15 protein-coding genes are annotated in these 12,895 nt (G+C 44.2%); 4 read left to right on the plus strand and 11 right to left on the minus strand.

Going from position 1 to position 12,895, the window contains the following annotated elements; all coding sequences use genetic code 11:
- Positions 1–7 precede the first annotated feature (7 nt).
- The 4 genes from MCJ35_RS15730 to dinB form a co-directional block, all read right to left on the minus strand.
- Positions 8–580, minus strand: a complete 573-nt coding sequence (locus tag MCJ35_RS15730) for an ArpU family phage packaging/lysis transcriptional regulator (RefSeq protein ID WP_008688147.1) — start codon at positions 578–580, stop codon at positions 8–10.
- Between the two features lie 250 nt (positions 581–830).
- Complete coding sequence (locus MCJ35_RS15735) at positions 831–1,070, minus strand: hypothetical protein (RefSeq protein ID WP_024720751.1); 240 nt, start codon at positions 1,068–1,070, stop codon at positions 831–833.
- Between the two features lie 12 nt (positions 1,071–1,082).
- Positions 1,083–1,295 (minus strand): LexA family protein, encoded by a 213-nt coding sequence (locus tag MCJ35_RS15740; protein WP_024720752.1) that lies wholly within the window; start codon positions 1,293–1,295, stop codon positions 1,083–1,085.
- Between the two features lie 14 nt (positions 1,296–1,309).
- Positions 1,310–2,557, minus strand: coding sequence for a DNA polymerase IV (dinB, locus tag MCJ35_RS15745; protein ID WP_024728258.1), 1,248 nt, complete (start codon positions 2,555–2,557; stop codon positions 1,310–1,312).
- A 194-nt stretch (positions 2,558–2,751) separates the two neighbouring features.
- Between dinB and MCJ35_RS15750 the strand changes: the two genes are divergently transcribed.
- Together MCJ35_RS15750 and MCJ35_RS15755 are read left to right on the plus strand one after the other, a co-directional pair.
- Positions 2,752–3,483 (plus strand): helix-turn-helix domain-containing protein, encoded by a 732-nt coding sequence (locus MCJ35_RS15750; RefSeq protein ID WP_024720754.1) that lies wholly within the window; start codon positions 2,752–2,754, stop codon positions 3,481–3,483.
- 56 nt (positions 3,484–3,539) lie between these two features.
- Entirely contained in the window at positions 3,540–3,740 is a 201-nt protein-coding gene (locus tag MCJ35_RS15755; protein WP_005344265.1) for a helix-turn-helix transcriptional regulator, read from the plus strand.
- Between the two features lie 57 nt (positions 3,741–3,797).
- Here the strand turns inward: MCJ35_RS15755 and MCJ35_RS15760 are convergent, their stop codons facing one another.
- Positions 3,798–4,232 carry a flavodoxin family protein gene (locus tag MCJ35_RS15760; RefSeq protein WP_024720755.1) on the minus strand — a complete coding sequence of 145 codons (435 nt, stop codon included), beginning with the start codon at positions 4,230–4,232 and terminating at the stop codon, positions 3,798–3,800.
- Positions 4,229–4,603, minus strand: a complete 375-nt coding sequence (locus tag MCJ35_RS15765) for an MmcQ/YjbR family DNA-binding protein (protein ID WP_024720756.1) — start codon at positions 4,601–4,603, stop codon at positions 4,229–4,231. The genes MCJ35_RS15760 and MCJ35_RS15765 overlap by 4 nt, the downstream gene beginning before the upstream one ends.
- A gap of 250 nt (positions 4,604–4,853) precedes the next feature.
- On the opposite strand from MCJ35_RS15765, the gene MCJ35_RS15770 reads away from it, so the two are divergent.
- Positions 4,854–5,177, plus strand: a complete 324-nt coding sequence (locus MCJ35_RS15770) for a plasmid mobilization protein (RefSeq protein ID WP_024720757.1) — start codon at positions 4,854–4,856, stop codon at positions 5,175–5,177.
- Positions 5,144–6,523, plus strand: a complete 1,380-nt coding sequence (locus tag MCJ35_RS15775; RefSeq protein WP_024720758.1) for a relaxase/mobilization nuclease domain-containing protein — start codon at positions 5,144–5,146, stop codon at positions 6,521–6,523. Before MCJ35_RS15770 ends, MCJ35_RS15775 begins: the two co-directional genes overlap by 34 nt.
- A gap of 14 nt (positions 6,524–6,537) precedes the next feature.
- On the opposite strand, the gene MCJ35_RS15780 is transcribed toward MCJ35_RS15775, so the two are convergent.
- The 5 genes from MCJ35_RS15780 to MCJ35_RS15800 form a co-directional block, all read right to left on the minus strand.
- Complete coding sequence (locus MCJ35_RS15780) at positions 6,538–6,837, minus strand: hypothetical protein (RefSeq protein ID WP_024728259.1); 300 nt, start codon at positions 6,835–6,837, stop codon at positions 6,538–6,540.
- A 697-nt stretch (positions 6,838–7,534) separates the two neighbouring features.
- Positions 7,535–7,915, minus strand: coding sequence for a metal-dependent transcriptional regulator (locus MCJ35_RS15785; RefSeq protein WP_024720760.1), 381 nt, complete (start codon positions 7,913–7,915; stop codon positions 7,535–7,537).
- Between the two features lie 11 nt (positions 7,916–7,926).
- Entirely contained in the window at positions 7,927–9,663 is a 1,737-nt protein-coding gene (locus MCJ35_RS15790; RefSeq protein ID WP_024720761.1) for an ABC transporter ATP-binding protein, read from the minus strand.
- Positions 9,664–9,677: 14 nt separating this feature from the next.
- The gene (locus MCJ35_RS15795) at positions 9,678–11,423 is read right to left on the minus strand and encodes an ABC transporter ATP-binding protein (protein WP_024720762.1); all 1,746 of its coding nucleotides are present in this window, start codon (positions 11,421–11,423) and stop codon (positions 9,678–9,680) included.
- Positions 11,420–12,892: an ABC transporter ATP-binding protein gene (locus MCJ35_RS15800; RefSeq protein WP_024720763.1), complete on the minus strand. Its 1,473-nt coding sequence runs from the start codon at positions 12,890–12,892 to the stop codon at positions 11,420–11,422. Before MCJ35_RS15800 ends, MCJ35_RS15795 begins: the two co-directional genes overlap by 4 nt.
- Positions 12,893–12,895: the final 3 nt, after the last annotated feature.

A 12,895-nucleotide genomic window follows, 5' to 3' on the forward strand; every position in this document is an offset into this window, starting at 1 on the left:
TATTCACCTACTCTTCCTCTACGCCCAGTGACGGTTTAAATCTTTTATCCTTTGCCTGCGGTACCACGATCTCATAAAAATAAAATCCTAAATACCCAAGTGCCTGCTTCTTCATTTTATAAAATGAAGTCCTGCCTATTCCTAACTCCTGTTGTACTTCCACATCTGTCTTATTATAATGACTGCAAAAACAGGAATGAAGGATCTCACTGAGCATCACACCATTCGGTGCATAGAACTTAACCAGTGTCATTCCACGATAGATCATATCTGACAAGCCATAAATGATCATCAGGTTATTCATTTCCCGGTGCATCTTTGGCACATTCAGCTGATTGTTATAAATGCTCAGATAACTCAACGCATATGCCATATCTTCATTGATTTTCTCCTGGCACTCCATATCCAGTTCTTCTAACACAATCTGATTTTCCAAAATCAATTTCTGATAGCTTGTCATCAATTCTTTAATATCAGTATAATGTCTTTCAATCGTTACTTCCAAATAATCCTGTGCATGGCTTGCCATCTGGAAGGTAATCTCTTTCATTGATTTAATTGCATAATCTCTGTCTGTCATCAGTTTCAAAATCTCCTTATCATCATCACACTAACTGGCGGTCTTTCAGACCAGTTCGCTTTCCCCATGATTTTGATGGGAAGCAATTACTTACTACAACTTGCAGAAGCGGATATCCAAAAGGCATTGTGGGAGCTGCCTTTGCTGACCGGAATCCATCTTCTTATGTAAAACCTGCAGGAATAAAAAGGGAAAGTGACTATCCCTGCCGGTTAATAATCCAAATAATATCGTCTATACCAAGCTCTCCTTATGCTGTTTTTCTCTCCATAAACCATTTATCCACTTCGTAAAACAAGTGGCTTTCCTGCCCTTGTATCATACAGGTGTACATCATTCCTACACCGCCTGCCTTTCTGCTGGCGCATCGCTCGATTTTCAAAATTCTGTCAATGCTATACTTTCTTCCATCCTCCCATGTAAAAAATATGGGAACCAGCTGTCCGTTTTTCCGAAACTCTGCTACTACATCTACATATACTTTGTTCATGCCGACACCTCACTATAAAATCTCAATTGCTCTTGGCGATGCCGGGATTCTGCGGATATATCCATTTAACTCCAACTGCTTGATTCTGGAAAATGCTGATGATGTTGATTTCACCCCGATCAATTTTCCAAATTCCCGTATTGTCGGTGGATATCCATGTTCATTGGTATATCGTAAAATACACTGATAACTTTCTTCCTGTTTTCTGGTTAATGCTTTTTTCAAATCTATCCCTCCAATTACCCATGGAAATAACTATGTGGATGGATCGTGTGCGTACCAGCGTCTAAGTGGGATAAGACTTTATCCTGATACATTGCCGCTCGCTGTATACTGAAATAACCAAACCGTCGTCTGATCTCATCTACAGTACGATCCAGCTTCTCTAACTTTTCCTTTTTCTCCTGATTTCCAAATAAATCCAACTGCACGGGAATATCATCTAACACAAGATCCGCAGCTCGGATTCCCAGGCTTCTAATGGGATGTTCCCATTTGTAATTATCTTTAAATAGCTGAAATGCTGCAGTTACAATCTCGTTTGTAATATTCGTTGGCTGTCGTAAATGTATCTGTCTGGAAAAACTATACAATCGATTATCTCGAACTGTAATTTCTACTGTTTTGCATTTAAATCCATGTTTCCGCAATCGTGCAGCTACACTTTCTGCCAATGCTATTTGAATGATCCAGACATCCAGATCATTTTCCAGATCTCTCGGTGTTGTAGTGCTATTACCTATCGACTTTACTGGTGCTTCATATCCTTCCTTGCAAACCGGATCTTCATCCCAGCCATTTGCGAAAGCCCATAATACATTTCCTATTTTTCCAAAATGACTCTCTAACAACTTTTCGTCTGATTCCGCAAGTTGCCCGATTGTCCGGATTCCAAGTTTTTGCAATTTCTTATTTGTCTGTCTTCCGACATAAAGCAAATCTGACGCTGGAAGCTGCCATATCCTGTCTTTATAATTTTCTCGATTAAACTCTGTGATTGCATCCGGCTTTTTATAATCTGAACCAAGTTTCGCATAAATCTTATTCCAGGAAATTCCAATACTTACCGTTACACCCAGTTCGTATTTAATCCGATGGCTGATTTCTCTTGCAATCGTCATTCCGCTTCCTTTCAGATTTCTGCTGTCCGATACATCCAGCCAGGCTTCATCAATTCCATATGGCTCAATCTTGTCCGTATACTCCGAATAGATTTCTCTTGCCATCTTTGAAAATCTCAAATACAAATCCATCCGTGGTGGTACAAATATGATTTCCGGACAAATCTGTTTTGCCTGCCATAATGCCATTCCGGTCTTTACACCTTTTTGCTTTGCAATATAATTTGCTGTCAGCACAATCCCATGTCTGGCTTCCGGATCGCCACCGACTGCCAGCGGCATTCCGGCAAATTCCGGATGATGCAGCATTTCTACACTGGCATAAAAACAGTTCATATCACTATGCAGGATCACACGCTCACTCAAACTTTTCACCTCCCAGCTGTTTCCTTCAACATGATGTCTTATCAATTTTTGTATGTTTAGTATATATCGACATTCCGGAGATAGTCAAGTAACATCTTGGTTGTATTTTCTCCATTTTGGAGATTATTGTTGATTTTATTTCTAACATACGGTATAATGCATATAGAAAATTCAAATAGAAATGAGGCGAACAAATGCGTGATTTCGGGGAAATATTAGCAGAAAATAGAAAAAAGAAAGGATACTCTCAATCAGATCTGGTAGACCTGCTTTCTCAGGAAGGTATTCAGGTCACTACAAAAGCAATCTCCAAATGGGAGACCAATGCACGAGAACCAGCTTTACATGTTTTCCTGACACTTTGCCAGTTACTTGATATCGAAGATATATATGAATCCTTCTTTGGAGAAAACCCATATAACATTATGAGTGGATTGAATGAAGAAGGCAGAAATAAATTGATTGAATTTGCTGATATTTTGAAAGCTTCTAAAAAGTTTTCTCCACTGTCTGCAAAAATTATCCCATTCCATCATCCTGTAGAAATTACCTGGGAACCAGTTTCTGCTGGTACTGGAAATTACCTGGAGGATTCTGTAAAAGAAACCTATGATGTAGGACACCTTGCTCCTGAGCAGACTGACTTTGGTGTACGGATTTCCGGTGACAGTATGGAGCCACTTTATCATACAGACGATGTTGCATGGATTCAGAAAAAAGATTCTCTTGCTAATGGTGAAATTGGAATCTTCTATCTCAACGGCAATACTTACATCAAGGAATTACACGATGAGCCAGATGGTGTTTATCTGATTTCTTTAAATCAAAAATATCGTCCTATCCAGGTTTTGGAATCTGACTCTTTTAAGATTTTTGGAAAAGTAATCGGGAAATGCAAAGGTGCAGAAATTCCGGGATTTCATTAGACTTCAACAGCAGGTTCATGATCCTGCTGATAACAATAAGCAAAGGAAGTGATTGAATGGCAATCAATAATACACTAAAAGATATTCGTGAAGAACGGAATCTCATTCAAGCAGATTTGGCTGAAGCCATAGGTTCCTGCAGCCAGACTATAGGCCGCATCGAACGTGGAGAACGTAATCCCTCTCTTGAGATTGCAATCCGGCTGGCACATTACCTGAAAGTGCCTGTAGAAGATATTTTTCAGGTTGAAGACTGAAACACAGCTGCCAGAAAACCGAGGAGTAAAATCCCCGGTTTTCCTTTTGCTCAAAAATCAGTGTAATCCTTTTACGAAATCCGCTGCGTTTTTCATATCTTCTTCATTCGGATGGTCTTTAGCAATACCTCCAACCAGTTTAAATGGTCCGAATGTGTCATACCCTTTACAACCAAATTTTCCAACCACACTGGCATGTCTTTTATCCAAAATCTGCTCTATGGTTTTATAATTCGCACTCCCGCCATAAGTACAGATCAGAAATATCTTTTTGTCGTCCGGTAGATTCTTCTCTGCAAATTCCAATATCGACTGATGAAACTTTGAAAAATAGATTCCTGATGCAAACCCAATCATATCATAACTGCTCAGGTCTGCATCTGGCTGTTTCACAGCATCAATCAAATCCACCTGACATTCTTCTGCGATCCTCTTTACTAATTTTTCTGTATTTCCATGATGCACAGATGCGTATACTATCGCTGTTCTCATTTTTCTTCCTTTCCGTCTGCTCCGTCAATCAGGTCATAGCTCATATCCAAAAAGTCCAATATCTTCGCTTCACTGACTGAACCATCCAGTAAAATCGTGATCCAGTGCTGTTTATCCATATGGTATCCTGGTAAAAATCCATAAGTCTGAATAATCATGCTGGTCATTTCTGGATTGCACTTTACATCCATAATGTCAACCAGATCATTTCCCTCTAATCCCAGTTTCGATTTTTCAACCGTCATGATCACTGCATACCATTTTCCATTTTTATGTCGAAGTACTGCACTGTCCGATAGTTTACTCCATAAATATTCCGGCATTGTGCCATACTGTTTCTGCACATATTCAAAAATTTCTTCTTTCTTCACAATCTATTCAACTCCTGATTTTTCTGATATCCTGCCCATAATCATACCACATTTTCGTATCCCATACTACCTGCCAAATTCTTTTGCATTTTTCCGGTTCTCCTGACTTTAACTAATAGAGGGGTAAAACAGCAAGGACAGGAAGTGAGGATACACTTCCGGAAAATCCCAATTTAGGGTACCCTGCCCTAAATTGAAAAAACGCTGAAAGCAACGATACTACTGCCCTCTCAGAAAGGAGAACCCACCAATGGCTGAAAGAAAGAGAAACAAAGAAATTCATTTTTATGTCACCGAAGAAGAAAGGAAGCTAATCCGCAGGAAGATGATAGAATCAAAAACCAAAAACATGGGAGCTTATCTGCGAAAAATGGCAATCGACGGTTATATCGTCAACACCGATACCACTCCACTGAAGAAACAGTATGAGGAAATGCACAAGATTGGTGTAAATATAAACCAGATTGCAAAAAAGGTAAATATCACCGGAGATCTATATCCGGAAGAAATGCAAGAATTGAAAGAGATGGTGAAAGAATTATGGCGTATCTTAAGATCTTCCCCGTTAAAGTAACAGACAAGAAAGCTCTGGACTACATCACGAATCCAGATAAAACAGATGAAAAACTGTTAGTTTCCAGTTTTGGCTGTTCCCCGGAAACTGCAGATCTTGAATTTTCTATGACAAGAGAAATGGCAAAAAAGAATGGAATGGACAAAGGTGATAACCTGGCATTTCATCTGATCCAGTCCTTCAAGCCTGGAGAAGTTGATGCCGAAACCGCTCATCGCTTAGGGCAACAATTTGCAGACGAAGTACTGAAAGGAAAATATGAATACGTGATCAGTACTCATGTTGACAAAAATCATATTCACAATCACATCCTCTTCAACGCTGCAAGCTTTGTTGATCATCACAAGTATGTTTCCAATAAACGGAGCTACCACAAACTTTGTAGAATCAGCAATCGTATCTGTCATGAAAATGGACTTGCCACCAGTATGCCAACCGGAGAAAAAGGTAAAAACTATAAAGAGAACATGGAATATCATCGTGGCACCAGTTGGAAAGCCAAGCTACGTGTTGCGGTTGATAAGGCAATCTGGGTTTCCATCAACTATGAGGAATTTCTGCAAAAGATGCAGTTAGCCGGATATGAAATCCGCCAAGGAAAGCACCTGTCCTTCCGTGCACCAGAGCAGAAAAACTTCACTTATATGAAATCTCTCGGAAGCTATTATTCCGAAGAAAATGTTCGCATCCGCCTGGCAAAAAATCGTAGCAAAGTAAAAGCTCCAAAGCATCTGTCCAGAGAAGCCCGCCTGTATATCAATATCTCCACGTATGTTACAACCGGCAATCGAGAAGGATTTGAACGATGGGCAAAGCTCAATAATTTGAAAGAGGCGGCCCGCACCTTCAACTATCTTTCCGAAAATAACTTGCTGAATTATGACGATTTCAGGCAGCATGTATCTGACATTGAAGCTTCTGTGAAAGTTGCCGACCAAAGAATAGCACAAATCAACAGTGAACTGAGCACGCAGAAAGTCATTCAGAAACACTGTGATTCTTATCGGCTTTGCCGTAAAGTAATTGAAGATTGTAAATCTGCTAAAAATCCAAAAGCATACCGCACCAAACATCAGGCAGAATACCAGCTCCACGATTCACTAAAAAAAGAGCTTCAGGATCTCGGCGTTACCAAAATCCCAAGCCCTAATAAAGTCCAAAAGCTGATTGAAAATCTTGAATCTGAACAGGCTGCTACTGTCCGGGAAAAACAGGAATTGCAGAAAAAGCAGAAAACCTTGGAAATCATTCAGCAAAATTTCTCTGTGCTGCTCGATGCTCCGGAAATCAATTCAGACTTACTTCCGGCAAAACGGGAATCCGTTTCTGTCACAAGAGGTCAATAAGATTGCACTGCAACTCACTCATTTTCTTCCCAAGGTTTCAGACCCATTTCCTCCCAGGTGACACCATACGGTGCACCTCCGGAGGTATAACCGGCAATAAAGAAAAATCTGTCATCTTGCAAGATTTCTTCTTTAGCCAGATTATCTCTTGTTTCTTTTTTCTGTCTTGCTCGCCTCTGCTGCTTCTTTTGTTTCGCAAAAGCTGCTTTTCCCTGATATGCTTTCGTGTACTCCATACAGTAGAACGCAGCCTGCCGGTCTGCGGCAAGCTGCGCTCCCGCAGCGATGTTTCCATCGACCAGTCCTCCCCGCATTAGGTTCAGCACCGCACGGAGCACGACGGGAAAGAGTGTTGCTTTTTCCCCCTTATCGCCTTGTTGTAGCAGGAACAGTCCTCTTCCTTCGTTGAATACCGCACGCCTCCATCTATCGCCCTGTCAAAAGGTGCCGGCAGATCCATCCCAATCTGCCAGCTGTCAAATAATCTGGTATTTGCCATACGTTTCTGTTTCCTCCAATCTTTTATTTCCTACAATCCCTTGTAATTCTTTCGGCCGCTTCTTTGAAAAATCTCTCTTCCAGGTTCCTTACCGTACAATACAATTCGGGTAAAAGGTATTTGGGTTCTCCACTTTTCCACATTCCAATCCATTATATAAATATATTCGATCAAAGGTTGTTCTTGTCTTCCCTCCTTTTGCCAGCCTGAACATAAAAAAAGACACCAAAAAACAATTCTTTGCTTTTTGATGTCTTTTCTGTCTTTTCAGGCTGATGCCCGAATCAATATTACAGAAGTCCGAACAGACTTCTCCTGTACTTTTCGCACAATCTACTTTCAAATCCCGGACCTCTCCAGAATGAAATTTCTTATTCAGGATATTTCCCAAATAAAACTATTTACGCAATTATCATAGCACTGTATTTTGTTTGCGTCAACATTTCAATCACAATATATAGATAATATCTGTTGATTAGATGCAAATTTCTGTGCTAAATAATTCATTCAAGTTATGCTGTATCATTGCTCTGTTTTTCAACCGAAGCTTTCAATTTCTGAAAAGTCTCTTCGCTGATTGCATGTTCTATCCGACAGGCATCCCTTTCTGCGGTTTCCCGATCAACCCCGACAGCTACAAGCTGCTCCGTAAAGAACTGATGCCGTTCATAAATTTTCTCAGCAACCTCCCGCCCGTCTTCGGTCAGATGGAGATATCCATCTTCATCCACGGTCAGAAAACCGCCATTCTTTAACACACCTACTGCATGGCTGATACTCGGTTTACTGAATCCCATGTGTCGGGCAAGGTCAACGGAGCGAACCATGCCTTTTTCCTTTTGCAATACAAGGACTGCTTCCAAATAATCCTCGCCCGACGCATAAATCTTCATTGCCGCCTCCTTTACTGTGCCAGTTTCCAGCCGATAGCTTCCTGCCTTTCGGATACGAAGTCCGCATACAGACCCTTCTGCTGGATCAGTTCTGCATGAGTGCCGCGCTGAACGATATGGGAATCATCCAATACCAATATCTGATCCGCACCCCGGACGGTTTTCAGACGGTGGGCGATCATAATAATAGTCTTGTCGTGCGTCAATTCCGCAATCGCCCGCTGCAATTCTTCTTCATTTTCCGGGTCAACGCTGCTTGTGGCTTCATCCAGAATGATAATCGGGGCGTCTTTCAATATGGCGCGGGCAATGGAAATACGCTGCTTCTCACCACCGGACAGGGTTCCTCCGCCTTCCCCGATCACCGTATCATACCCGTCGGTCAGGGCGGAAATAAATTCATGGCAGCAAGCCTTTTTCGCCGCCTCTACCACCTGTTCGTGCGTGGCATCCGGGCAGCCGAATTTGATGTTGTTCTCAATCGAATCGGCAAACAGATACACGTTCTGAAATACCATGCCGATATTCTTCATCAGGCTGTCCAGTTTAAAATCCCGGACATCTTTGCCGCCAACCGTAATTCTCCCGGCGTCTACATCCCAAAATCGGGCAATCAGGTTGCACATAGTCGTCTTGCCAGAACCGGACGGGCCGACAATGGCAGTGGTCGTTCCGGCAGGGATCGTAAAGCTGACATGATCCAGAATTTTTCGGTCTGCATAGGAAAAGTCCACATTATCAAATATAATTTCCGAGGATGCCGGAACCACATCTGCGCCCTTTTCATCCATGACCGGCGTATCGTCAATAGAGTTTGCCGTATCCATAGAAGCCGCCAGCATTTGCAGCAGGGAGGCCATGTTTCCGGCGTTTTCCAGATCATTGAACACCATAAAGGAAGCGATCACCAAAATCACGCCATAGGCCAATGACAGGGAACCGTTCAGCCAGAAGTAAATGGAGGCCAGGAGCAGCAAAACACTGAACACCCGGACAACAACCTGTTTCAGGGCATCATAGGGGACACTGGCTTTTGTCAGTTTCAAATTGTCCCGGCAGCTTGCCTTGATTGCGCTGTCAATGGACTGTGTGCTGTCCTTCTCCATACCGAAGGCTTTCACGATCCCCATCCCCTGGATATACTCCAGGACGGATTCCACAAGGCTTTCCTGTGTATGCTGCCGCACTCCGCTTAAGCGCTCAGATTTGCGGAGCGCCAGTTCCGCCGCTGCAAGATAAAGCAGGACGCCGACTGCGGCAATCAGACCGATCCGCCAGTCAAAAACCACCAAAACGATGACAAGCGCCACCGAATTGAAAAATCCGCCCAACACAGATACCAGCACACGCGCCGCCGAATTTTCCACATCCCCTAACGTGGTGGTAACGATAGCGGTAATGTTCCCGATACTGTTCTTGTTAAAATATCCCATCGGGATGTAACGCAGCCGGTCTCCGATGTGGATACGCTTTTCCGCCACCATACAGTAGCCGGTTTCCGTCTGCTCCATCGTGGAGAAATAGGTCGTGATGATCCTTCCAACCAGGGAAACAGCCATGATGCCCAAAGAAATCCAGATAAACCGGCTGTCCCGGTTATCGGATACCAACGCCTCCACCACGATAAAGAGGGCGGCAAACTGTAAAGCCGCAAACAGGCCGGAGAGGAACGCAAACAGCAGGGATTTTTTCAGCAGTCCCTCTTTGCTGCCAGCAAACGCAAAAATTTTTTTCAATGTTCCATACATTTGACAACACCCCCTTACATATGATCCTTTGCGCCGATATGCGCCTGCCACATATCCCGGTAAAGGGGACAGGTTTCCAGTAACTTATCATGCGTTCCCCGGGCATGGATAGTTCCATCCTTGACCACCACAATATTGTCCGCACCGATAATGGTAGACAGGCGATGGGCAATCACGATCAGCGTTTTACCCACTGTCAGGGCAGAGATTGCTTTCTGCACAACTGCCTCATTCTCTGGATCGATATATGCTGTCGCCTCGTCCAAAATGACCACAGGGGCGTCCTTCAGCATGGCGCGGGCAATGGCGATTCTCTGTCGCTCACCGCCGGAAAGATGGGAACCGGCGCTGCCGACAACGGTATCATACCCTTGATCCAACTTGCGGATAAAGGTGTTACAGCCACTTTGTTTTGCTGCCTGCTCCACCTCCGCATCTGTGGCGTCCGGCCTGCCCATGCGGATATTTTCCCGGATGCTGCGGTTAAACAGGTAATTATCCTGCGATACATAGGAAATCTGGGCGACAATTTCAGACAGCGGTATCTCCTTCAGTTCATGGCCGCCCAGGGTAATACTACCGGACGTAACATCCCAATACCCAGCGATCAGCTTCGCCACGGTAGATTTTCCGGAACCGGACGGTCCTACAAGGGCGGTCATGGTTCCCGGCTGAATGGAAAGGCTCACATCATGCAGCACCTCAGTTTCCCCATCATAGGAAAAGGAAACATGGTCGAGTCCGATACTGGTATCTGCCAGATTTACTGGCGTATCTTTATGGTTCAGTTCTTCCGCGTTCAATAGCTGGCTGATTTCCTCCACATTGGTTCCCAGTACAGCCAGGTCATCCGTAAAGGTAAAGACGGACATGATCGGTCCCACAAGCCCCAGGGAGAAAATCACAATGGAGAGGAACGCAGATAATTCCAGGCTGTCGGACAGCCAGAAGGCAAACCCACAGGGCAGCACACAGATCAGCACTGAGGGAAGGATCGCATTGTAGGCACTCATGGTTTTCTGGTTTTCCCGCATCCATTCCACATAGTAATTCGCATTGTAATTCACGGCGTCCGAATATTTCTTGTAGGAACCGGCTGACTGGCTGAACGCCTTGACGACTTCAATCCCGCCGATATATTCCACAATGGCATTCGCCATATCTTTTCCGGCTTTGACCGCACCCTCCCATTTCTTTGGGTAACTCATCATACCGACAGACATTACGGCAAGACCGACTACCAGCGTAACAAGGGACAACAGCGCCATGCGCCAGTCCATAATGAAAAGATACACGACAATTACCACCGGAACCAGGATGTTTGCGGTCATCTCCGGGATGAGATGTGCAAACGTGGATTCCATCCCTTCTACCCGGTCAACAATCGTTGTTTTATACTGACCGGACGGAGTATCCAGGATCGTTCCCATCGGAACGCGGGCCAGTTTCCCTGTCAGCCTCTCCCGGATATCCCGCAGCGTGTAATAGGCCGCTGTATGGGAAATAGTCGTTGACAGACTGGAAAACAGCACTTTCCCCAGGTAGCCGCAAAGTGCGACCATGCAAGCTGTCACATAACGGGAAAAATCCTGCTCCCCGTCCAACATCATTGTGACGATATGCGCCACACAGAAATAAGGCACCATCTGACAAGCAACACCCAAAACCGCAAGGACGACACTGCCGATGAATTTTCCGTGATACGGTTTGCCCCATCCCAATAAAACACTTATTGGCGACGCTTTCTTTTCTTCCTTCATTTTTCAGATACCCCCTTTATGAAGTATTCTCTTATTTTTCTGAGGCCATCTTCATCCATTCCGTACTGGTCAATAATCGAACCATCCTCAAAATGAATGATGTCCGTACAGCAATCTAAAATCAGTTCCAGGTCATGGGTAATGACATACACAGTGATTCCGGCATCCCTGACCTGCCGTAATACATTTGCAACCTCTTTCATATGCCTGTAATCAAGGCCGCTGGTCGGTTCATCAAAAAACAGGATCGAGCGTTTTGAAGCGATTACCGAAGCAATCGCAACCCTTTGTTTCTGGCCACCGGACAGGGACATGGGATGCCTGTCCTTAAAATCCAGTAAATCTAACCGACTTAGGATTTCTTCTGCCCGCTTCTGGTTTGCTTCCTCCATACTGATCAGCACTTCATCAAGGACCGACTCGGTGAAAAGCTGATGATTTACCTCCTGCATGACCATATAGCAGGTATTCAGCCGGTCTTTCGGACGGTATTTCTTTCCGTTCCAGACAATCTCCCCACAGCGCTTCTCCAAGCCACAGAAACAGCGTGAAAAAGTGGATTTCCCGGCGCCGTTATTCCCGATAATTCCAACGATCCGGTTCGTAGGGATTTCACAATCCATGATATGTAAGGTTTCCGGTTCGTTTTTATAGGCAAAGTGGAAATTACGAAGCGCAAGGGCGGTCTTTTCCTGCTGCGGTAAAACCGGAGGCAGGAGACGCTCCAAAGCAAACGTGCGCAGTCCCATATCGGAACGCTGCTGCTCCGTGAGCTGCTCAAATTCTGCCGCAGAATAATCATGACTCACCTGCCCGTCTGCCAGATAGATAAACCGATCCGCTAGACCGCGAAGATAATAAAGTCGATGTTCCGATACAATGATTGTTTTCCCCTGCGATTTCCAAAACGCAAGAATCTTTCTCAAATCAAGGATGGAAGCCGCATCCAGGTTAGATGAGGGTTCGTCCATAACGAGAACATCCGGTTCCATAATGGATACCCCGGCACAGGCAATCTTTTGTTTCTCCCCGCCAGATAAGTGGAAGATATTACGATCCATCAGCTTCTCCAGCCGGAAGTCCCGAACCGTTTTTGCCAACCGTTCCCGGATGTCTTTTTCTGGCTGTCCAAGATTTTCGCAGCCAAATGTAATTTCACTGGTGGTATCCACATTGAAAAACTGGGACCGGGGATTTTGAAACACGCTGCCCACAACTGCAGCTGTATCGTAAAGGGGCTGTTCGGAAACCTTGGCTCCATTTACCCATACTTCTCCCGTCATCTTTCCCTCATAATAATGTGGGATCAGTCCATTAATCAGGCGGGTGACCGTAGTTTTTCCACACCCACTTTCACCGCAAAGGACAACAAACTGACCATCCTCTATATTTAGATCAATATCCCGAACACCGCCGGTATTTTCATTCTCTTCTCCATAAGAAAATGAAATATGGTCAATCTTTATCATAAG

The organism is Enterocloster sp. OA13 (genome assembly GCF_022440595.1).
In the GTDB taxonomy this organism is placed as follows: Bacteria; Bacillota; Clostridia; order Lachnospirales; family Lachnospiraceae; genus Enterocloster; species Enterocloster hominis.